Source organism: Hymenobacter sp. R533113, from assembly GCF_056835965.1.
The window spans coordinates 12,395-29,371 of record NZ_JAKWBD010000013.1; the positions used below are offsets into that span (position 1 = coordinate 12,395).

A 16,977-nucleotide genomic window follows, 5' to 3' on the forward strand; every position below is an offset into this window, starting at 1 on the left:
CGGCGGCGGGAAACGTGAGGACATTGCACATCTCGCGCAAGCGGCTGCACAGGCGGGCTTCCCAGAATTGTTTTGAGTCGGTTCAGGAAGACAAAATCGCGGCTGGCTAGTTTCTGTAGCTATGCCGAACCCATCCGAAGCCATTTTGCCAATACTGCTGCTCAACAGCCTGGCCCGCCACCTGACGCTGACTCCGGCCGAGGTTGAGTTGGTGGTGGCGGCCTTGCGTCCGCGCCGATTGCGGCGGCGGCAATTCGTAGTGCAGGCCGGCGACGTGTGCCAGTTTGAGAGCTTCGTGGTGAAAGGTTGCCTGCGGGCGTTTTACACCGATGCCAACGGCTTCGAGCACAACGTGCTGTTCGCCATTGAAGACTGGTGGATTGCCGACCTGGCCAGCTTCCTGACCCAAACGCCGGCCACGCTTGACGTGGAAGCATTGGAAGACTGCGAGCTGTTGCAGCTCGACCGGGTGGCGTTGGAAGGGCTGTACGAGCGGATACCCAAGCTGGAACGCTACTTTCGGCTGATGCTGCAAAATGCCTTCGTGGCCCAGCAGCAGCGGATTCTGGCCGGTATCAGCGCCCCGGCCGAGGCCCGCTACCGGGCGTTTCGGGCCAAGTACCCGCAACTGGAGCAGCGCCTGCCCCAGCGCCATATTGCGTCGTATTTGGGCATCACGCCCGAGTTTCTGAGCAAGGTGCGCAAGCAGGTGCTGGGCGAAAGTTGAACTAGATTAAGCCTATTTCTTAAACTGGTTCATAGAGGTTAGGCGCGGGCTGCCCGGAATTTTGCATTGTTTCTTAACCCCAAAAACAATGCAGGATTTACGGCAGAAAATTGAAGACCTCAACGCCCTTGTACTCGACGGCAAGGCGTTGGAAGCGTTTGACCGCTACTACCACCCCGACGTGGTGATGCAGGAAAACGAGCAGGCCCCCACGGTGGGCAAGGCCGCCAACCGGCAGCGCGAAGAAGCCTTTTTCGCGGCCATTACCGATTTTCGGGGCGCTTCGGTACAAGACGTGCTGGCTGGTAACAACGTAACGGCCGTGGTGTGGCACTACGACTACACTCACCGCGAATGGGGCGTGCGCAACTATACCCAGGTATCGGTGCAGCACTGGCAGGACGGGCTTATCATCCGCGAACAGTTTTTCTACGGCGGCTAGACCCGGCCCCATTTCTTACCTTTTTACTTGAAGCATGATGTTCTCCCGAATTTTTGCGACCCGTCACGACTGGACGGGCTTGTTTCTGCGCCTCACGCTGGGCGGCGTGATGTGGCCCCACGGGGCGCAGAAGCTGCTAGGCTGGTTTGGCGGCTACGGCTTTACCGGCACCATGAAGTTTTTCACCGATACTATGCACCTGCCCTGGATTCTAGGCTTTTTGGTGATTATCATCGAGTTTTTCGGCTCACTTAGTTTGCTGTTAGGATGGGCCAGCCGGCTCTGGGCCGCAGCCCTAGCGGTGCTGACGCTGGGTATCGTGTTTACCTCGCACCTGCAAAACGGCTTTTTTATGAACTGGTTCGGCAACCAGAAAGGCGAGGGCTACGAATATTTTCTGCTCATGCTGGGCCTGGCGGCTGGGGTGATGGTGAACGGTAGCGGCCGGTACTCGGTGGATGAGCTGCTGCACGGGGAGACAACGGAACGTAGCCGGGCGACGGGGGTGAGCGGGTGAATAGCGTACTTGTTTATTTTACCCTTCACGTGGCGAATGTCTGGCAAACGTGCGAGTGGTACCGGGAGGTGTTTGGCTTGACTTGCCGGAGCGCCACGTCCGACGGCACGCGGGCAGAACTGCACGGCAACGGCCTGGTTCTAGTTTTGGCTGCGGCCGAACAGGAAGCCCACTATTTTGGTCCTTTCCGGCGCAACTCGTTTCTGTCGGACCCGGCCGGGTTTCATCTCACGTTTGCGACGGCGGATGTGGAAGCCTTGACCGAACGGGCAGCAGCCAACGGCGCAGTGGTGGTGGCCCAGCCGTGGACAGCAGAAGGGGAACTGCTACAGGCCAGCATTCGGGACCTCAACGGGGTTTTGGTTAAAATTGTGGAAGCGGAGGGCCATTAGGTTTTGCCGTTTGTAAGTAGTTGCCGTTACTTACGGCGGTCGGGGGCGGAAGCCGGAAAAGTCAGCACGTTGCACATCTCGCGCAGGCGGCTGCGGAGGCAGTCACCATAGAGCTACTCTATTTCGGAGCGTTGGGGTTGCTGGTGAGGTGGGTGAAGTAGCAGCTAACCGCTGGCCGAAACGGCCAAGGTGCATGTATGGCTGGAAGACCGGCAGACCGTGCGGCGCGCGGGGTTGCTTCCGCAGCACGGGTTTAGCGCAGTGACTGCGGACATCATGTTGTAGAGTGAGTGCCTATTCATGCTAATGCGCAAGCGTTTGGTGCCCGAAAACTTCATAGTGGGTAACAGTTTCTTCAAATTCCAACAAAAACCCCTGGTCTTCGGGGTAGTATTTTGCTTTTTCAAAATCTCCTCCCGCAAAACGTTTAATAGCCTCCCAGTTTTCCCACAGCGTCAATAGCGTGAAGTGCGTCGTGTCGCCTTCCGAGCGCCGCATGAACGTCAGGCCCTGAAATCCGGGCGTGCGTTCATAGTTAGGAATAGCTACTGCTTCGAGAAATTCGCTGTAGGCAACCGATTTTGCCTTTTCGGTTCGGCCGTGCCAGATTCTTGCAATCATGTCTTTCAAAAGTTGAAATTGGTGACTTTATCCTCCAACAATAGCTCACTGTAAATAGCGCAAGGCTATGCAGACCATCCTGCCAAGACGGCTGCGCTATTTCTCTGGGGTGCTCATCCACCGCCGATATTCCTGCAAAATAGGTTCTATGGGGCGCAGTTCCTCGATGGTAGCGGCCGTAGTTTCGGTGAGCGAGAGCCCCACGACATCATACGCCTCGGAGAGGTGGTGTACCAGCTCCGCCGTGGCTTCGGGGGTCAGCCCGCCAGCCACCGGACATTGCAAGGGCGGAAAAATATCCGGGTTGAGCAAGTCCAAATCGAGGTGAATATAGAGGTAGCGCGCGTTGGCCTGGGCCAGCAGCGCCAGCAGTTCGGGGAGTTGAAAATTCTGCGCTGGCAGCACCTGCAATCCATGCTCCGCGATGTAAGCATCTTCCGCCGGGTCGGTATCGCGCAGGCCAACGAAAATTACTTGCCTGGGAGCCAATGGGCTGACCACCCGCAAATCCGTGCCGGGAAAATGGCCGTCCAGCAGCAGACGCAGGGGCATTCCGTGAAAATTTCCGCTCGGCGATGATGCCGGGGTATTCAAATCGGCGTGGGCATCAAGCCACAAAACGGTCAGTTCGTGGTTGTAGAGCTGATTAAGGTAGCTGATAGGTCCGATTTCGGCGGCGCAGTCGCCGGCCAACAATAACAGGCGTTCGGGGCGCTGCTTAGCCAGGAGCGTCATGGCCGAAGCCAGTTGGGTGCGCAACGGAGCGTAGCCAATGATGCCATGCCGAGTGGCCAGCGGCTCTTCTTCTGCAAGCGTCACGCTAGTAGTGGGCACGTCAGGAAAAGCCCGGCGCAAGGTTTCGGCTCCGGTGCGGACATGAGGGGTCAAGCCAGAGCCTTGCCACTGCGGGAAGTATAGTAGGGAGGGTAAAGATGCCATTAAGCCGATGTATTACGATTTTCCGCTTTGAGACCCCAAGCGAATACTGAGCGGTGTGCAATTGAAAACAACTAAATTATACTTGGGTAATGTAGAACAAAATTAATAAGGAGCGTTACCGGCGGCGGTCGGGCGCAGTATTCGGCTTGGCCCAGCAGCGGTTTCACGCGCTGGCCCAGCAGTTCGATGGCGTGCAGCAGCTTTCCGGGGGCCAGGCCGGCGTTGTCCATCTGGAAGGTGACGCGCGAAATACCCGCCAGCGCCTCGGCGTGGCGCAGGATTTTGGCCGCTACTTCTTCGGGGTTGCCCACTAGCAGGGCTCCGTGCGGGCCACGCCCAGAATCGCAGCGGGGACCGAGTCCAGGAATGCGCGGCGGTGGTGCTCGCCGAGGCCGAAAAAGTCGAGGCCAACCTCGTCAGCCCGGGTGAGGCGGTCGAGCAGCCGGGCCAGGGCCGTGGCGTTATCAGTGGGCGTGCCGCCGGTGGGAGCGGCCGCGAAGCTGTCGATGCCAAGCAGCATGAGGCGAGTTTTAGTATAGTCTGCTGAACCATAGCAACCAGCAACAGAGCGAAGGGGTTTCGGGAACTAGGGCAAGAGGATTTACCGCCGCCGGTCGGGAGCATTCGCAGGAAACGTGAGGACGTTGCACATCTCGCGCAGGCGGCTGCGGAGCCGGTCGCCGTAGAGCTGCTCCAGCTCGGGGGCGTTGAGGTTGCTGGTGAGGTGGGTGAGCATGTAATGGGTCACGAACCGGTCGTAGCGGTCGAGCAGGATTTCGGCCAGCACGTTGCACTCGTTGCCGTAGAGGCGGGCGTTTTGCTCCACGCCGAGGTCGTCGAAGCAGTAGGTGACGGGGTAGCGGTGGTCGGGGCCCTGGCCCGAGCCGTAGGAGCGCTGGGTGAAAGCCTGAGCCCCGTAGCGGTCGAGCACGGCGAAGCCTTCGGTGAGGAAGCGACGGGCCACGTCGCGGGCGGGCACGATGCGGTAGGGGGTGCCGGTATTACGCTCGAAGAAGCGCATGGCGGCGGTTTTGCCGCAGCCGACGGGGCCGAGTAGCAGGATGCCTTTGCCGGGGTCGAGGCTGAGGGCGGTTTGCGTAAGCTCGTCGCCGGCAAAGTAGGCCAGCAGGCGGCGGTACACGGGCTCGTTGTGGTCATCGAGCTGGAAATCGGGGACCTGGCCGGCGAACCGAACGAGGAACTGCCGCCACAGGGTTTCAAATTCCGGGGACTGGCTCATAGCGGCTCGTTGTAGTTTTTGGAGCCCCCGGAATGCAGCCGGGTGATGGTGCCGGACGCAGCGCTGGACGAAGTGGCCTTGAAGCGGTCTATGTTGAGCAACCAGTTGCGGGCGGCGGCGGGCCAGTCGGCCATGGGATGGCGGCCGATGCGCCAGCCGTTGGCCTGGTAGTAGTTGAAGAAGCGAGTGGCTTCAGCCGGCGCGTCGGCAACCGGCGTGTCGGGCTGTTCGACAAAAAACGCTGTCACTTGGACCAGGGTGGGGCGGACGAATTTAGGGGCCGTCGTACTGGTGGCGGAACCTCCGGGCGGGGTAGCCGGCGGTGCGGGAAGGGGGACGAGCGCAACGGGGGGGATGGGCGGCGGGACCGCGCCGTTAGGGTCAAGCTCAACTTCTACTTCAAGCTCGGGTGCGAGTGGCCCTCCCCTCTCCCATTCATTATTATCATTCTTTTTACCTAATAGGAGTGCCTCCATTTCGGTGAAGGAAATTTCGGGATAGGTCGTACGGTTTGGCGGAATGGGGGGTGCGGAAAACCGTGCGGCAGTGTTCGATAAATCGGGTGGGGCTACCGATTTATCGGAAGGGGTCGGTGCCAGGCCGGCGGCCGGGCGCAGCAGGCGCTGGTTGCTACGGGCCGGGTCGGTGGCGGTGGCGAGATGGCCGCGCTCGATGAGCTGGCTTATCCAGGCGGAGACGGTGGCGCGGCGCACCTGGTAGAGGCGGGCGAAGTAGTCGTTGGTGGCCCAGCAATAGCCGCGTTGGGCGCAAAGGGCCGTGATTTCGCCGTAGAGCAGGCGGGCGGCGGGCGGCAGGACCAGGTCATAGCGGACGGAGGCCGGGATGACGGCGTGAGTAGTGGGCAGCGGGTTCATGGCGCTTCCTACCTATTTGCTACGGTTTTCCTCGAGCATCTTCAGGATGTCGTCGGACTGGTAGTACACCATGCCACCGACTTTGGTGTAGGGCAGCGTACCGTTCACGCGCAGGTTTTGCAGGGTGCCGGGCGAGATACCGAGCAGTTCGCGCACTTCGGTTGATTTGAGCCACTTTTTCTGGAGGCCGCTGCCGGCCTGGGCGGCAAAGAGCTTTTGCAGCTCCTGAAATAGCTCTTGCTTGAATTCGGCGAGGTCTTCGGGGGTGATAATGCGGGCAGCCATACGATTTGCGGACGTTTGATGAGTCCGACAAAGGGAGGGTTTCAACGCATGCGCTGCCAGCTACAGGGGTTGTACAACCCCCAACAACCCTACTGATTTACAGGGCAATAATTTTTATAGGAGTGGTTAATTTGATTGGTCGTCGGTCGGCTGTCGTACGGATTGGAGCATTTTGGCTAACAGCTTCTCGACGGCCTGGCGGGTGCTGTCCTCGGCGTTGTAGAAGTTGGCGGCTAGGCTTTTTTCGGAAATGCGCTCCTGGCGGGCGGTGCGGAAGTTGGCGGCCAGCAGGCGGAACAAGTCGCGCTGGCTGGCCTGGCCGAAGACGCCGGCATCGTAGAGCGTGCGCAGCAAGTGGGCCATTTGGGCTACCGAAAGTGGCGTCAGGATACGGGCGGCTTCGGAAGTGGCAGCCGGGGCCGGGGTGGTGGTGGCCTGCACCAAGTGACTGAGGTAGTCGTGCTCGGCTTCGAGCCAGTTGAGGAGCTGGGTGCGCAGGGGCGGCAGCGTGGGCATATACAGCAGCTCGGTGGCGGGCTGGAGCTGGCGGTAGCGCGTGAGGTAGCGCCGGATGACAGGCAGCTGGTCGGCCAGGTGCTCGCCGGCGGCTTCGGCCTCGGCACGCACGTAGGCTTTGAGCAGGCAAAAGAACCCGGGCGTGTTGAAGTTGTAGCGCAGCAGCAAGCGCCCAAGGCCCTCGGTGGTAAGGGGCCAACCGCGCTGTAGGCGCGTGTGCAACTCTCGGAGCAACAGCCGTGGGTAGAGCAAATCCTGGTAGCTGAGGTCGGTATCCTGCACCGTGATAAGCAAGCGGCTCAGGCATTCGCTAACGGGACCAAGCAGGGTTTGAGGCAGGGTTTCGGCGCTGTGCAGGGCCAGCAGCACGGCCGCCAGCGGAGTTTGTACATCGGCAAGGGCCTGCACCCGGCGGCGATAAGAGAGTGGGGCCGTGAGGTTGAGGTGTTCGGGAAAGGTTTGCTCGAATTGGGCCAATAGCTTTTCCAACTCGACGTACAGTAACTGGTGAACTTCGGCGAGCGAATAAAGCTGGGGGCTACCATAGCAGACAGGGCGCCGGGCGGGTTCGAGCTGTTGACGGGCGTGAGCCAGCAGATTTTGCAGCGTCCGCTGGTGCTGGTGCACGTAGAGCGTGATGCCGGCCCCGTCCTGGCGCAGCAGCGCGCACGAGGGCAGCACCCGGCGTAGGCGCGCGGCTTCGTCAAGCAGCTGAGTATGGTAGTAAAAGTAGCGCGCTTTGGCGGCGGGCAGGCTCTCAAAACTGCACGCAGCCGTGAGTTCCAGGTAATACTGTTCGCCGACCTGGTGGCACTGGGCATCTTGTAGCTCGGGCAAAGAAAGCCCCAGACGGGGCAGGGCATCGACGAGCAGCAGGCCCAGGGTACGGGGCTCGGGGCCATTGGGAATGAGGGGTAGGCCGGGCAGGTCGTTGAGTTCGAGGAAAACAAACTCATCGTGGTGCTGGTGGGTGAATTCGCCGGGTGTCGGGCTGAGGTATTGAATTTTGAAGTGTCGGGCGTAGGTGCCGAAACGTTGGCGGAGAAAGTCGCGGTGGGTAGCTTGTTCGGGGAAGTGAAAGCTGGCGGGTGATAAATCACCGGTGACAAGCCGGGTGAGCAAGTCGAGTTCGTAGGGCACTTAGGGTAGCTGATTACGGTTCGTGGTGGGATTGGTAACACAAACGTAACATTGTGCGGGCCATTTGTTTTCGCAAAATGAACCTCCGAGAACCCCGATTAAGTAATCAGCTAATCGTTCGTTTCCTGCGAAAGCGGTAAAAGTTGGGAAAGTTGAATGAGGACACCGTTTAGGTCGCGCAGGCTGGCTATCAACTGCCCTTGAGCATCGGGGCCGGGGTCACGCACGGGCACAGCCCCGTGAGTCAGGGCATGGTCGAACAACTGCTGCATGTCGGCCGTGACGATATTGAGGTGAAAGGCGGCCGGGTCGGACAGGAACGAGTTAAGCCGGCGCGAGCCGAAGGCGACTTCCTGAACGTCGTGGGCCGCGAAAACCAAGCGCTGGTCGGGCACATCGAGGCGGGCGGCGGTAGCATCGGCGCTGAGGATAGAAAGGAAACCAAATACCAGACGGTACCACTCGGCAGTTTGCCACACGTTAGGCACGTGGATAGTTAAGCAGTTTAACTTATTGGCTTGCTGTATACTATCTGTCATATGTCGAATAAAAATCATTTAGACTCATTACGGTCTGTTCTCTGGTTTCCATTATCTACCTGAACTGCATAAAAGAGGGCCTGGAAACGCCACCAGGCATTTTCAGACCCTCTTTGATTTAAGCAGCTACTGATTCCTGGGCAACTGACTCCAGAATACGCTTCAATTCGCTGGTTTCGTCGGCGGTGAGTGGCAGCAGCGGTGCCCGCAGGTGGCCGGCGTCAAGCCCTTGCAGCTCCAGGCCAGCCTTGATGGCGCGGGGCAACCCCCTGGCGACAATGAATTGCAGCAGCTCGAACTGGCGGTAGAACAGTTCTTGCGCCCGGTCGAGCCGGTTGGCTTGAATGGCCTCGTACAAGGCCAGGTTCAACTCGGGTATGAGGTTGGGGGCCGCGGTGCACCAGCCGGTGGCACCCGCCGCGAAGGCGGCCAGGGCCAGGGGGTTGGAGCCGTTGTAGAACGCCACGTCTTTGCCTAGCAGCCGGCGCAGGGCCTGCATCCGCTGCACGTCGCCGGTGCTTTCCTTAATCATCGTGACGTTTGGGATTTCCAGCAGGCGCCGCAACAGGGCCGGGGACATGTCCAGGCCACCGGTGGCGGGGTTGTTGTACACCATCAGCGGGATGGCGACAGCTCCGGCTACCTGCTCGTAGTGCGTCAGAATCTCGGCTTCGGTGAGTTTCCAATAGCTCATGGGCAGCACCATGATGGCCGTGGCCCCGGCCTGCTCGGCGAATCGGGCGTGGCGGACCGCCCCGGCCGTGGTCAGGTGCGACACGCCGACCAGGACCGGCACCCGGCCGGCCACTTGCCGGATGGTGGCCGTGGTCACCGCGTCCCGTTCGGCATCGGTGAGGTAGGGCAGCACTCCGGTGCTGCCAAGCGGGGCAATGCCGTGGGAGCCGCTGGCGACGAGCCGTTCGACCAACTGGCAATAGAGGTCGAGGTCCACGGCCCCGGCGGCGGTAAAGGGCGTGATGGGATAGGCAATAATGCCCGTGAAGGGAGTTTGCTTCGACATGGGACGAAGGAATTAGAGGTCGCGGCCCCGCTCTTCGCGCAAGGCCACGCCGAGGTTTTGCAATAGTGGCGCGTTTTCACAGGCGATGTAGCGGGCGGAAACCGACTCGCTCCGGTTGCCGTGGTTGTGCCAGGCCCAAATCGGGATGTAGAGTGCGTCGCCGGCCTTCCATTCCACGCGCTGGTCTTCAATTTGGGTGTAGCCTTCCCCTTCTATTATGTAGATGACCGTCTCGTAGGTGTGGCGGTGCTGGTTGGTGACCTGGCCGGGCAGCAGGCCGCCGATGGTCATGCTGATGGCCACGGTGGGCAGGTCCACGAAAAAGACGGGGTGTTTGCGCTCGGTCGAGAACTGGTCGTGGGCCCCGGCCTGCTCCACATTGGGGTGGTGCAGCCGGTCGGGCATGTGTACTTCGGGGCGGGCGTAGGTCCGGTGGAAGTCAGCCGACTGAAAGGCTTTTTCTTTTACTGGGGTTTCCATGAAGTGGGAATGGTTGAGGTGAATAATGGTGTCGAAAGCAAGCCATTGGCTGTTTCCAGAACCCGGGGCAGCCAATATGCCCGCCTCCGACAACACAAAATTGGTCTTACCTTGGCCCTCTCAATTCGTCCAGTTTTCACAAACCAACGGGTCCAGTTATGTTGCGCGCCTGGGATACTAATTTTCAGCCTGACTTCGCATCGGGCAAGGCCATGTATCTGCAAATCGGCGAGCTGATTGCGGGTGAAATACGGCGGGGCCGGCTGCTGCCGGGAACGGCGCTGCCGGGCACCCGGGAGCTGGCCAAGCAGCTGGGGGTGAACCGCAAAACGGCGGTGCTGGCCTACGAGGAATTGCTGGCCCAGGGCTGGCTGGAGTCGCAGCACACCCGCGGCACGTTCGTGTCGAGCCGGCTGCCCGAGAGTACCCCGGCGCCCTTTGCGCCGGCCGCCGGCGGCCAGGCCGAGCAGCCGGGCTTCCGGTGGCAGAACCTATTGGAGCCGGACCTGGCGGTTCCGGTTTTACCGGGGGCGCTGGTGTTCAACGACGGCACCCCGGATGCGCGGCTCGCGCCCATTGCCACGCTGGCCAGCGCCTACCGCCGGGTGTTGCAGGGCCGGGGCCGCCGCAACCAGCTGGGCTACGACAGCCCGCTGGGCAGCCTGCCCCTGCGCGAAGCGTTGTCCCGGATGCTCAACCAGGACCGGGGGCTAAGCACCACGCCGGCTGGTATTTGCCTGACGCGGGGCACCCAAATGGCCTTGTACCTGACGGCCCGTCTGCTCATCCAACCCGGTGATGTGGTGGCGGTGGAAAATCCCGGCTACCCCCGGCCTGGCAGACGTTCCGGCTGCTGGGGGCCGAGCTGGCCCCGGTGGCCGTGGATGCGGAAGGGCTGTGCGTGGACGAGCTAGAGCAGCTCTGCCGCCGCCGCCCGGTGCGGGCCTTGTACCTGACGCCGCATCACCAGTTTCCGACCACGGTGACGCTCAAGGCCGCGCGGCGGGTGCAGCTGCTGGCCCTGGCCGCCCGGTACGGGGTGGCCATCATCGAAGACGATTACGACCACGAGTTTCATTACCAGCACCAGCCCATGCTGCCGCTGGCCAGCGCCGACACCCACGGCGTGGTTATCTACATCGGCTCGCTGTCCAAACTCATTGCGCCAGCCTTGCGGGTGGGCTACGTGACGGGCCCGCTGGAATTTGTGACGGCGCTGGGCCGGCTGCGGGCGCTGGTGGACCGGCAGGGCGACACCATCCTGGAGCAGGCGGTGGCCGAACTGATTGAGGAGGGCGAAATCAAGCGGCACGCCCGCCGGGCGCACGCGGCCTACCACGCCCGCCGCGACGCGCTGGCCGACGGCCTGCGCCGCCTACCGGGCAACCAGCTAAACTTCGTACTGCCCGCCGGGGGCCTGGCGCTGTGGGTGGAGTTCCGTGCCGACGTGGATGTGGAGCGGTTGGTGGAAGACTTGCGGCTGCGCAAAGTAATCATCACGCCGGGCAGCCGCTATTATGTGGGCGAACCGGCCGCCAATGCCGTGCGGCTGGGCTACGCGGCGCTCACGCCCGAAGAGCTGGCGCACGGCGTAGCGCAGCTGGGAGCCGTGCTGCATCAATTGCGGCCCTAAGGGGAGGGGACCGATAGTATCAAACCAGGTGGGCCAGCTTGGTCAGGGAGCGAATTGCCCGGTATTTTAGCCGACCAAAGCAGCTTTGCACCCTCTATTGCTCTTTTTTATGCACATCGTATCCGTCAATGTTGGCCAGCCCCGTGAAGTAATCTGGAAGGGCAAAGTTGTGAGCACCGGTATTTTCAAGCAGCCTGTGAAGGGAGCGGTGGCGGTACACGCCGAAAACCTGGCCGGTGACGGCCAAGCCGACCTACGGGTGCACGGCGGCCCCGGCAAGGCGGTGTACGCCTACCCCCAAGAGCATTACGCCTACTGGCACGGGCTGGTGCCGGCCGAGCTGCTGATGCTGGGAGCGTTCGGCGAAAATCTGACCACCGCCGGCCTGCTGGAAAGCGAGGTGCGGTTGGGGGATTGTTTTCGGGCCGGCACCGCGGTATTGCGCGCTGTGCAGCCCCGCCAGCCCTGCTTCAAGCTGGGCATTCGGCTGAACGACGAACGCCTGGTGAAGCAGTTTCAGGATGCCCGCCGATTGGGTATTTACTTCCGGGTCGAGCAAACCGGAGTGCTACAAGCGGGCGACGCCCTGGAGCTGGTCGAACGCTCGCCGTATCCGATAACCATTCAGGACGTGTCGGATTGCCGCTACCTGCCGCACCCGGATGTGGCATTACTTGAGCAGATTATCCGTCTGCCCTTTTTGCCCCCTTCCTGGCGCGACGTGTTTGTAAAACAGCTGGCTAGCGCGGCCATTTAAATCAATCTGCTCCGGACTTATAGCACCGGCACAATGCCGCCGGCACGGGCCGAGGCTATCTTGGCCTTGAACATTTCCCCCATTTTTCGGGCGCGCAGCTTCATTTCCGTGGCGTTGTCGCCGGCAAACGACTCGTCCACCGTTTGCCCAAACAAGGCGAGCCAGCGGGTAAAGTGGGCGTCTTCAATTGGCAGGTACATGTGCTTGGCCCCTGGGTTGCCGCGGTAGCCAGCCGCTTGCGCCAACAGGGCGGCCGTCCAGAAGCGCGTCATGGTGTCGAGGTGCTGGGGCCAGTGGCCGGCCGGAATGCGGGCGGCGAACACCGGCCCCAACAGCTCGTCCGCTTGTACTCGCGCGTAGAAGGCGTCGATGAGCCGGCGGATGTCGTCCTGCTCGCGGATGTCAGCTAAAGCGGAGGGGGCCATGAGGGGGAATCGGTTAAGAAAACAGCGGGAAAAGCTGGCTCCCTTATCGGTAAATGAGGATGCGGGCGGCCTGCTGGCAGGCCAGCGAATGCGGGGCCCCGGCCGCGAAAATCACGTAGTCGCCGGCTTGCACGTCCACGGTAGTTTCTTCCTGCGTAACGGCCAGCTTGCCAGCGAGCACCACCACTAATACGTCGCCGCCGGCGTACTGGTGCGTGGGCATGGTTTCGCCGTCGTGGAAGGTTTTGTAAATAATTTTCTGGCCGTCCCGATTTAATAGAATTAGACCTTTTTGCTCGCCAATGGGCGGGTGCAGTCCGTCGAGCATACTACCGGAAATGAGGGGAAACGCCATAAACAAGATGAGTAAAATGAGGGTAATTCGCCAGCTGCGGCCCGTTGCCATCAACCATTTTGGCGACGACTGATGAGGAGGCAAAAGTTGCCTGAGAGTGGCAGTGGTTGCTGCGGCTAAGCCGCCGGGCCGCCGGTGCGGCTGCTACTCAAATAGCTCATTCCACAGTGCCAGCACTGGCCCGATATCGTGGCGTTGGCAGGCCCGTTGCAAGTGCGAGGCATACCTTTCCAGTAGCCTGCACGTCACCGATTTGGTGGCTTCATCGAGCAGTACACTTTGGTGCCGCGCCGGCAACCAACTACGGACCTTTCGCGGGGCGGGACGTTTGGTATAAAACTATTTATTGGGTGACCAGCTCCGCCATGTCCTGGTCGTAGGGGCGCTGCCGCGCTTGGAGGCCGTCGACTACTCCTACCCGGTTCCGTTCCGACTGGTTCTGGCTCGCCTTCCATTTGCCTTCCAAACGGGTGATGGTGAGTTCGATGCCCACCACCGCCCCTAAGAGGCCGTCGATGAAGGTGGCCGGGGCATCACTTAGTTGCCAGGGTTGGGCACTGGCTGCCTCCTGCCGGGCCGTAAGCAACTCGATTTGGGCCCGTACCCACGCGGCATCGTCGATGATGCGCAATGTGCCATAGGCGTGCACCACCGCGTAGTTCCAGGTCGGAACCACCTTGCCGTTCTCCTGTTTGGTCGGGTACCAGCCCGGGTTGATGTAGGCATCCGACCCTTGAAAAATGACCAGAGCCTCAGTCTCGGGCTGGAAAACGCGCCATAGTGGGTTGGCTCGTGCGATGTGACCTTGCAGCGTGCCATAGGGCACCGGCTGCTCGGCTACGAGCAGGGGAATGTGGTTGGCCACCAAACCAGTGGCCGTCGCCACCACTAGGTTGGCTAGCGGACAAGCCCGCATCAGGTCGTGCATTACGTCAACGCGGGTTTCGACAAAATGAGCAGGGGTATACATGCCAGTGGTTGGAATAAAGCGTTCGGGATTTATAAAATTACGGTTTCCGAAACAGCGACTTCATGCTCGGGGCAGTCAATGCGCAGCTGCGCCCCTTCCAGGGGGATTTGCAGCAAGTGGCAAAAGTGGCCGCCGGCCGGCTGCTGCCCATAAAACCGGCAGGAAAAACACATGCGCTGCACCGGAATCACGCCGGCCTGCTGCAACTCATCAATCACCCCAAACAGGCCCTGGTACAGGCTCAGCTTTTGGCGGGCCGGCAGGCGGGCCACCGGCTGGTGCAGCGGCCCGGCAAACTGGCTGGCACGGTCGGCCAGCGCCTGGCCCGCGGGCGTGAGGCGCAGGGCGTGGCTGCGCAGGTCGGCCGGGTCGGCGTGGCGCTGCACCAGCTGCTTGTGTTCGAGGGTTTTCACGGCCTCGCTCACGGTCGGGCGGCTCACGTGGTACTCGCGGGCCAGGTGGCTCACGGTGTCTTGGCCGGGCCGGTGAAACCGCAAAAACACCAGCAGCTGCAACTGCAAGGGACTCAGTCCTTCCCCGGTGGCCTGCTGCCAGAGCAACAGCCGGAACACCCCGCTCAACCGCTCCAGCGCGGCCACAATTTTGCGGTCCACGCTGGGCGGGTGGTTTTGCTGGTCGGGGTCGAAGGGCGTGTTGGGGGCGGGTTCAGCAGTCACAAGTGAAGTCCAGGTAGTTACGAAAAGGCGGCGCAAACGTGCCGTTCACGTTCACCACCCGGTCGAGCCGAATCCGCTCGCCGGTGCCGATGACGAGGTACTCGGCCAGCCCGTCGGCGTGCCGCTCGCTGGTCAGGTCCTTGAGCAGCGTCGTCACGGTGGTGAACTCCCAAAGGTCGGTGAAGTATTGCAGGTGCGAGTAGGTGCGCCACGTGATGGTGGCTTCCAGCAGGTCGTGAAACGCACAGTCGATGGGCTGGTACGGCAGCATGGGTTGGGAGGGTAAAGCAGGGGCACCTACTGGCACCCCTGCATTTCGATGATGTAGTAACCCTTCAGCTGGAGAGCAGCTTCCATTTCCAGGGTCGGCTGCTCGACGTGGCAAAAGGCGCACTCCTGGGCCGTCAGCGCCAGTCCTTCCTGGCCCTTGCTTTTCAGGTACTCGCGGCCGTAGCCGTAAATGGTTTCTTTATTCGTGAGCGTGTCGGGCACCAGAATATCGAAGTGCATCACGCTGCTGTCCTTTTTGCGGACGTAGGTATCGTAAACGGCGACTCCCATGATAGTACAACAGTTAAACCAAGTGAGAGAAATCAGAATTGCCCCTCTTTCACGTAGGGGTAGCTCCAGAGCGTGGCGGTGAGGGTGACGGCCTTGAACCAGGCACCGTACATGGCCTCCACTTCGGCCTCCGTGTGCCCGCCGTTTTGCAGGAACGACTTGATGGTGACCGTGAGCGGCACGACGAAGGCCGTTAGGTAGCGCAAATGAATGAGCAGCTCGGCGGCGGCGTGGTCGGTCGCATTCTTTTTGGCGGCGGTGTGACGTAGGCCGATTTCGTGCTGGTAATCGAGCCACTGCTGGTCGTAGGGCCGGTTGCAGACATCCAGAATCCACTGCCCGAACCGCGCCCGGACGCGGGCGAGGTAGTTGCCGTCGGGCTGCTGATTAGAGGAAAAGTAGCGCAGCAAGTGCGGGTGAGCGCCGACGAAGCCGTACCACACGTCGAGGATGGCATCGGTTTGCGGGGCCAGCACCTGGCCGGCCATACGCAGCGCCTGTTCGTCGTCGGCCGAAAAAAGCACCGTTTGCTTGAGCAAATCCAGCTCTTCGAGCGAGACGGGTGAGCGGCTGACCTGCCCGTAGGCGTAGCCGGGGATGGTGGGGTTTTCCATGAGAATGGGGGCAAGAAGTTGAGAAAAGTGAGAAATAGGCAAGCCCGGCCCCGCCGGGAGGCGGGCAAAAACAGGCTTTGCGAAGTAAAAGGAATGATTAACCAGCCGCCGGCGGGTTGCGCCAGTAACCGTTGGCGGCGGCAACGGTGGCAAATTCGGTGGCGACGGTCTGGCCGATGGCAATGAGCATCCGCGGGTCTTCGGCGTAGAGGGCGCGCTGCTGCCGGCGCTTTTCGTCGTCGGGTTGGGTGAGCTTGATGACCAGGCGGGCCAGTTTGACGGCGAGCTGGCGGCCTTCTTCCGGCGTGGCCGTGAGCAGGCTGTTGCCGGGCACAAGTTGCAAATCGGGCATGGCGGCAGCGCTTATTTCGCGGCCACCGTGTAGGGCAGCGAGAGGTTGCCCGATAGCACCCCGTACACCTGGTACACGCCGAGCATGGGCCGGTTCTTGTCCGAGGCGTTAACCTCCATGTAGCAGGTAACGAGGTCGAATTTGAAATCCCGCTTATGGTTGATGCGGTCGAGCGGCACCACGGCGCGGCCGGTATTGCCCTTCATCGTGACGGTGAAGCCCGGCGAGTCCATGTACATACCCATGCTGGGCGTGCTGGTGGGCGGCATTTTGGGGGCGGCGGCGGGCGCGCTCATGTGGTCCATGCCGGCCATTGCCTTCATCGCGCCGAACTCCTTGACCGAGAAGCCGCCCGCCACACGGCTGTCTTTGATGAGCACCACCCAGTGGGCGTGCCACACCAGCCCGTCGTTGTTGTAGTCGCCGTCGCCGTTTTCGTCCCACAGCGGGGTGTCCTCAAAATCGGGGTGCGAAGTCAGCGCCAGGGCCACAATGCCCTCGGTGGCGGCCATCCCAATATCGGTGGATTTGAGCGTGGTCGGGAACACATAGCCGAGCACGGGCGCGCCGTCGGTTTTGCCGGCCGGCTTCGGCTGGGTTTTGCCAGCGCTGCCCGCTACCTGAAATTCGAAGACGAGCGTTTCCAGCTCGGGCAGGTAATTGACGGCGGCTTTTTTGGGCGTGTAGTCGGCCGTGGCGTAGGCTTTGCCGGCGGCGGCTGATTGCGCCCGGCCGGCAGTAGCGAAAGCGCTGAGCAGGGCCAGCGTCAAAACGGATTTTTTCATGGAGCACAAAGCTTTTGATGGTGAATGACCCGTCAAAAGTAGTTTGTACTCCTAACTAAATAATCTATTCCGGAGGCTGGACCAGACCATAAAAAAATTGTGGTCCATCTCGCT

The 16,977-nt window shown here is 61.2% G+C and carries 27 protein-coding genes; 7 read left to right on the plus strand and 20 right to left on the minus strand.

The features are described 5' to 3' along the window. The first annotated feature begins 121 nt into the window (after positions 1 to 121). From MKZ35_RS08835 to MKZ35_RS08850, 4 genes are all read left to right on the plus strand, one after another. Complete coding sequence (locus MKZ35_RS08835) at positions 122 to 727, plus strand: Crp/Fnr family transcriptional regulator (RefSeq protein ID WP_482512874.1); 606 nt, start codon at positions 122 to 124, stop codon at positions 725 to 727. 88 nt (positions 728 to 815) lie between these two features. Next, entirely contained in the window at positions 816 to 1,169 is a 354-nt protein-coding gene (locus tag MKZ35_RS08840; RefSeq protein ID WP_482512875.1) for a nuclear transport factor 2 family protein, read from the plus strand. A gap of 34 nt (positions 1,170 to 1,203) precedes the next feature. Continuing rightward, entirely contained in the window at positions 1,204 to 1,686 is a 483-nt protein-coding gene (locus MKZ35_RS08845; RefSeq protein ID WP_482512876.1) for a DoxX family protein, read from the plus strand. Then, the gene (locus MKZ35_RS08850) at positions 1,683 to 2,078 is read left to right on the plus strand and encodes a VOC family protein (RefSeq protein WP_482512877.1); all 396 of its coding nucleotides are present in this window, start codon (positions 1,683 to 1,685) and stop codon (positions 2,076 to 2,078) included. Before MKZ35_RS08845 ends, MKZ35_RS08850 begins: the two co-directional genes overlap by 4 nt. A gap of 303 nt (positions 2,079 to 2,381) precedes the next feature. On the opposite strand, the gene MKZ35_RS08855 is transcribed toward MKZ35_RS08850, so the two are convergent. From MKZ35_RS08855 to MKZ35_RS08905, 11 genes are all read right to left on the minus strand, one after another. After that, positions 2,382 to 2,699 carry an antibiotic biosynthesis monooxygenase gene (locus MKZ35_RS08855; RefSeq protein ID WP_482512878.1) on the minus strand — a complete coding sequence of 106 codons (318 nt, stop codon included), beginning with the start codon at positions 2,697 to 2,699 and terminating at the stop codon, positions 2,382 to 2,384. Between the two features lie 96 nt (positions 2,700 to 2,795). Next, positions 2,796 to 3,587, minus strand: coding sequence for an arginase family protein (locus MKZ35_RS08860; RefSeq protein WP_482512879.1), 792 nt, complete (start codon positions 3,585 to 3,587; stop codon positions 2,796 to 2,798). 122 nt (positions 3,588 to 3,709) lie between these two features. Continuing rightward, on the minus strand, positions 3,710 to 3,949 hold the full coding sequence (locus MKZ35_RS08865; RefSeq protein WP_482512880.1) for a hypothetical protein: 240 nt from the start codon (positions 3,947 to 3,949) through the stop codon (positions 3,710 to 3,712). Continuing rightward, positions 3,949 to 4,158 carry a hypothetical protein gene (locus MKZ35_RS08870; RefSeq protein ID WP_482512881.1) on the minus strand — a complete coding sequence of 70 codons (210 nt, stop codon included), beginning with the start codon at positions 4,156 to 4,158 and terminating at the stop codon, positions 3,949 to 3,951. Before MKZ35_RS08870 ends, MKZ35_RS08865 begins: the two co-directional genes overlap by 1 nt. 81 nt (positions 4,159 to 4,239) lie before the next feature. Beyond that, positions 4,240 to 4,878 (minus strand): P-loop NTPase family protein, encoded by a 639-nt coding sequence (locus MKZ35_RS08875; RefSeq protein ID WP_482512882.1) that lies wholly within the window; start codon positions 4,876 to 4,878, stop codon positions 4,240 to 4,242. Next, on the minus strand, positions 4,875 to 5,753 hold the full coding sequence (locus MKZ35_RS08880) for a helix-turn-helix domain-containing protein (protein WP_482512883.1): 879 nt from the start codon (positions 5,751 to 5,753) through the stop codon (positions 4,875 to 4,877). Before MKZ35_RS08880 ends, MKZ35_RS08875 begins: the two co-directional genes overlap by 4 nt. A 12-nt stretch (positions 5,754 to 5,765) precedes the next feature. Beyond that, on the minus strand, positions 5,766 to 6,038 hold the full coding sequence (locus MKZ35_RS08885) for a helix-turn-helix domain-containing protein (RefSeq protein WP_035558396.1): 273 nt from the start codon (positions 6,036 to 6,038) through the stop codon (positions 5,766 to 5,768). A 126-nt stretch (positions 6,039 to 6,164) separates the two neighbouring features. Continuing rightward, positions 6,165 to 7,694: a hypothetical protein gene (locus MKZ35_RS08890; protein WP_482512884.1), complete on the minus strand. Its 1,530-nt coding sequence runs from the start codon at positions 7,692 to 7,694 to the stop codon at positions 6,165 to 6,167. A 110-nt stretch (positions 7,695 to 7,804) separates the two neighbouring features. Continuing rightward, on the minus strand, positions 7,805 to 8,182 hold the full coding sequence (locus MKZ35_RS08895) for a VOC family protein (RefSeq protein ID WP_482512885.1): 378 nt from the start codon (positions 8,180 to 8,182) through the stop codon (positions 7,805 to 7,807). A gap of 169 nt (positions 8,183 to 8,351) precedes the next feature. Further along, positions 8,352 to 9,254, minus strand: a complete 903-nt coding sequence (locus MKZ35_RS08900) for a dihydrodipicolinate synthase family protein (RefSeq protein ID WP_482512886.1) — start codon at positions 9,252 to 9,254, stop codon at positions 8,352 to 8,354. Positions 9,255 to 9,266: 12 nt separating this feature from the next. Beyond that, positions 9,267 to 9,734 (minus strand): cupin domain-containing protein, encoded by a 468-nt coding sequence (locus tag MKZ35_RS08905; protein ID WP_482512887.1) that lies wholly within the window; start codon positions 9,732 to 9,734, stop codon positions 9,267 to 9,269. Positions 9,735 to 9,892: 158 nt separating this feature from the next. On the opposite strand from MKZ35_RS08905, the gene MKZ35_RS08910 reads away from it, so the two are divergent. The 3 genes from MKZ35_RS08910 to MKZ35_RS08920 all read left to right on the plus strand — a co-directional run bounded on the left by MKZ35_RS08910 (position 9,893) and on the right by MKZ35_RS08920 (position 12,124). Continuing rightward, on the plus strand, positions 9,893 to 10,648 hold the full coding sequence (locus MKZ35_RS08910) for an aminotransferase-like domain-containing protein (RefSeq protein ID WP_482512888.1): 756 nt from the start codon (positions 9,893 to 9,895) through the stop codon (positions 10,646 to 10,648). Next, positions 10,609 to 11,367, plus strand: a complete 759-nt coding sequence (locus tag MKZ35_RS08915) for an aminotransferase-like domain-containing protein (RefSeq protein ID WP_482512889.1) — start codon at positions 10,609 to 10,611, stop codon at positions 11,365 to 11,367. The genes MKZ35_RS08910 and MKZ35_RS08915 overlap by 40 nt, the downstream gene beginning before the upstream one ends. 109 nt (positions 11,368 to 11,476) lie before the next feature. Then, positions 11,477 to 12,124, plus strand: a complete 648-nt coding sequence (locus tag MKZ35_RS08920; RefSeq protein ID WP_035558529.1) for an MOSC domain-containing protein — start codon at positions 11,477 to 11,479, stop codon at positions 12,122 to 12,124. A 17-nt stretch (positions 12,125 to 12,141) separates the two neighbouring features. Here MKZ35_RS08920 and MKZ35_RS08925 read toward each other — a convergent pair whose 3' ends face one another. The 9 genes from MKZ35_RS08925 to MKZ35_RS08965 form a co-directional block, all read right to left on the minus strand. Next, complete coding sequence (locus MKZ35_RS08925) at positions 12,142 to 12,549, minus strand: group III truncated hemoglobin (protein ID WP_482512890.1); 408 nt, start codon at positions 12,547 to 12,549, stop codon at positions 12,142 to 12,144. Positions 12,550 to 12,592: 43 nt separating this feature from the next. Continuing rightward, positions 12,593 to 12,904, minus strand: a complete 312-nt coding sequence (locus MKZ35_RS08930; RefSeq protein WP_482512891.1) for a cupin domain-containing protein — start codon at positions 12,902 to 12,904, stop codon at positions 12,593 to 12,595. Positions 12,905 to 13,247: 343 nt separating this feature from the next. After that, positions 13,248 to 13,874: an FMN-binding negative transcriptional regulator gene (locus MKZ35_RS08935; protein WP_482512892.1), complete on the minus strand. Its 627-nt coding sequence runs from the start codon at positions 13,872 to 13,874 to the stop codon at positions 13,248 to 13,250. Between the two features lie 29 nt (positions 13,875 to 13,903). After that, complete coding sequence (locus tag MKZ35_RS08940; protein ID WP_482512893.1) at positions 13,904 to 14,551, minus strand: MarR family winged helix-turn-helix transcriptional regulator; 648 nt, start codon at positions 14,549 to 14,551, stop codon at positions 13,904 to 13,906. Then, positions 14,541 to 14,822 carry a hypothetical protein gene (locus tag MKZ35_RS08945; RefSeq protein WP_482512894.1) on the minus strand — a complete coding sequence of 94 codons (282 nt, stop codon included), beginning with the start codon at positions 14,820 to 14,822 and terminating at the stop codon, positions 14,541 to 14,543. The genes MKZ35_RS08940 and MKZ35_RS08945 overlap by 11 nt, the downstream gene beginning before the upstream one ends. A 26-nt stretch (positions 14,823 to 14,848) precedes the next feature. Beyond that, positions 14,849 to 15,112, minus strand: a complete 264-nt coding sequence (locus tag MKZ35_RS08950) for a DUF2024 family protein (RefSeq protein ID WP_035558423.1) — start codon at positions 15,110 to 15,112, stop codon at positions 14,849 to 14,851. A 32-nt stretch (positions 15,113 to 15,144) separates the two neighbouring features. Further along, positions 15,145 to 15,726: a protoglobin domain-containing protein gene (locus MKZ35_RS08955; protein WP_482512895.1), complete on the minus strand. Its 582-nt coding sequence runs from the start codon at positions 15,724 to 15,726 to the stop codon at positions 15,145 to 15,147. A 97-nt stretch (positions 15,727 to 15,823) separates the two neighbouring features. After that, positions 15,824 to 16,078: a hexameric tyrosine-coordinated heme protein gene (locus MKZ35_RS08960; protein WP_482512896.1), complete on the minus strand. Its 255-nt coding sequence runs from the start codon at positions 16,076 to 16,078 to the stop codon at positions 15,824 to 15,826. An 11-nt stretch (positions 16,079 to 16,089) separates the two neighbouring features. Continuing rightward, positions 16,090 to 16,863 (minus strand): hypothetical protein, encoded by a 774-nt coding sequence (locus MKZ35_RS08965; RefSeq protein ID WP_482512897.1) that lies wholly within the window; start codon positions 16,861 to 16,863, stop codon positions 16,090 to 16,092. Between the last annotated feature and the right edge of the window lie 114 nt (positions 16,864 to 16,977).

Coding starts and splice junctions, on each gene's coding strand:
- MKZ35_RS08870 (WP_482512881.1), bottom strand. CDS start 4,158: ATGCTGCTTGGCATCGACAGCTTCGCGGCCGCTCCCACCGGCGGCACG.
- MKZ35_RS08955 (WP_482512895.1), bottom strand. CDS start 15,726: ATGGAAAACCCCACCATCCCCGGCTACGCCTACGGGCAGGTCAGCCGC.
- MKZ35_RS08875 (WP_482512882.1), bottom strand. CDS start 4,878: ATGAGCCAGTCCCCGGAATTTGAAACCCTGTGGCGGCAGTTCCTCGTT.
- MKZ35_RS08925 (WP_482512890.1), bottom strand. CDS start 12,549: ATGGCCCCCTCCGCTTTAGCTGACATCCGCGAGCAGGACGACATCCGC.
- MKZ35_RS08930 (WP_482512891.1), bottom strand. CDS start 12,904: ATGGCGTTTCCCCTCATTTCCGGTAGTATGCTCGACGGACTGCACCCG.
- MKZ35_RS08845 (WP_482512876.1), top strand. CDS start 1,204: ATGATGTTCTCCCGAATTTTTGCGACCCGTCACGACTGGACGGGCTTG.
- MKZ35_RS08855 (WP_482512878.1), bottom strand. CDS start 2,699: ATGATTGCAAGAATCTGGCACGGCCGAACCGAAAAGGCAAAATCGGTT.
- MKZ35_RS08935 (WP_482512892.1), bottom strand. CDS start 13,874: ATGTATACCCCTGCTCATTTTGTCGAAACCCGCGTTGACGTAATGCAC.
- MKZ35_RS08900 (WP_482512886.1), bottom strand. CDS start 9,254: ATGTCGAAGCAAACTCCCTTCACGGGCATTATTGCCTATCCCATCACG.
- MKZ35_RS08840 (WP_482512875.1), top strand. CDS start 816: ATGCAGGATTTACGGCAGAAAATTGAAGACCTCAACGCCCTTGTACTC.
- MKZ35_RS08965 (WP_482512897.1), bottom strand. CDS start 16,863: ATGAAAAAATCCGTTTTGACGCTGGCCCTGCTCAGCGCTTTCGCTACT.
- MKZ35_RS08880 (WP_482512883.1), bottom strand. CDS start 5,753: ATGAACCCGCTGCCCACTACTCACGCCGTCATCCCGGCCTCCGTCCGC.
- MKZ35_RS08905 (WP_482512887.1), bottom strand. CDS start 9,734: ATGGAAACCCCAGTAAAAGAAAAAGCCTTTCAGTCGGCTGACTTCCAC.
- MKZ35_RS08950 (WP_035558423.1), bottom strand. CDS start 15,112: ATGGGAGTCGCCGTTTACGATACCTACGTCCGCAAAAAGGACAGCAGC.
- MKZ35_RS08885 (WP_035558396.1), bottom strand. CDS start 6,038: ATGGCTGCCCGCATTATCACCCCCGAAGACCTCGCCGAATTCAAGCAA.
- MKZ35_RS08835 (WP_482512874.1), top strand. CDS start 122: ATGCCGAACCCATCCGAAGCCATTTTGCCAATACTGCTGCTCAACAGC.
- MKZ35_RS08910 (WP_482512888.1), top strand. CDS start 9,893: ATGTTGCGCGCCTGGGATACTAATTTTCAGCCTGACTTCGCATCGGGC.
- MKZ35_RS08920 (WP_035558529.1), top strand. CDS start 11,477: ATGCACATCGTATCCGTCAATGTTGGCCAGCCCCGTGAAGTAATCTGG.
- MKZ35_RS08945 (WP_482512894.1), bottom strand. CDS start 14,822: ATGCTGCCGTACCAGCCCATCGACTGTGCGTTTCACGACCTGCTGGAA.
- MKZ35_RS08960 (WP_482512896.1), bottom strand. CDS start 16,078: ATGCCCGATTTGCAACTTGTGCCCGGCAACAGCCTGCTCACGGCCACG.